Here is a 1,060-nt window from a genome sequence, read left to right on the forward strand (position 1 = left end):
TGTACTGACCCGGATCGTTGTTGACGTAGGAGAGACCTCCGTAGTCGAGTTGGAGCTGTCTAGGTTCCCTCGAGTCCACGGAGGTCTCTCATGTCCCACGCTAACGCCCGGCTGACTCCGGCCGGCAGGTTGATCATGGTTCAGCGCATCGGGTCGGGGCGCGCGGTCGCGCATGTCGCGGCGGAGATGGGGATCTCGCGCACGACTGCGTGGCGGTGGTGGCGCCGGTTCCGGGAAGAGGGTCAGGCCGGGCTGGTGGACCGTTCGAGCGTGGCCCGCTCGCATCCGAACCAGACGCCGGCGTGCGTGGAGACGCGGGTGCGGATCATGCGGGAATTGAGTCGTCGCGGACCGGTGTTCATCGCGGGGAAGCTCGGCTTGCAGCCCTCGACGGTGGGGCGCGTGTTGCGGCGTCACCGGATGCCGTCGCTGCGTGAGCTGGACCCGGTCACCGGCGCGGTGATTCGCGCGACCCGCCGTTCGGCGGCCCGTTACGAGCACGATCATCCGGGCTCCCTGATCCACGTGGATGTGAAGAAGCTCGGCCGCATCCCCGATGGCGGCGGGTGGCGTCTTCATGGTCGCGGCGGACGCCCGAACCGGAAACGGGGCCTGGGCTATGACTACATCCACACTGTCATCGACGACCACTCCCGCCTCGCCTACGCCGAGATCCACGGCGACGAGAAGGGCACCACTGCCGCAGGCGTCCTGGAACGCGCGATCGGGTTCTACGCCACCGTCGGGGTCAGGGTCGAACGCGTCATCAGCGACAACGCCTTCGCCTACCGCAACTCGACCGCGTTCCGCACAGTGATCAATGCCCACGGCATCCAACAGAAGTTCATCAAGCCGCACTGCCCGTGGACGAATGGGAAGGTCGAGCGGCTGAACCGCACCCTCGCGACCGAGTGGGCCTACGCCCGCCCCTGGGCCTCGAACACCGAACGCGCAGCAGCCTTGCCAGCCTGGCTCGACTACTACAACCTAGACAGAGCCCACCTCGGCATCGCAGGCCACGCCCCCATCGACCGAATCAACAACGGTCGAGGTCAGTACA

The 1,060-nt window shown here is 66.8% G+C and carries 1 protein-coding gene; it reads left to right on the forward strand.

The features are described from left to right. Positions 1 to 90: 90 nt before the first annotated feature. Positions 91 to 1,060: IS481 family transposase (locus tag AC1ROW_RS22225; RefSeq protein WP_493021863.1), on the forward strand; the 970-nt coding region annotated here is incomplete at its 3' end.

The sequence above is a fragment of the Leifsonia sp. GW821-FHT13C09 genome, assembly GCF_058806435.1.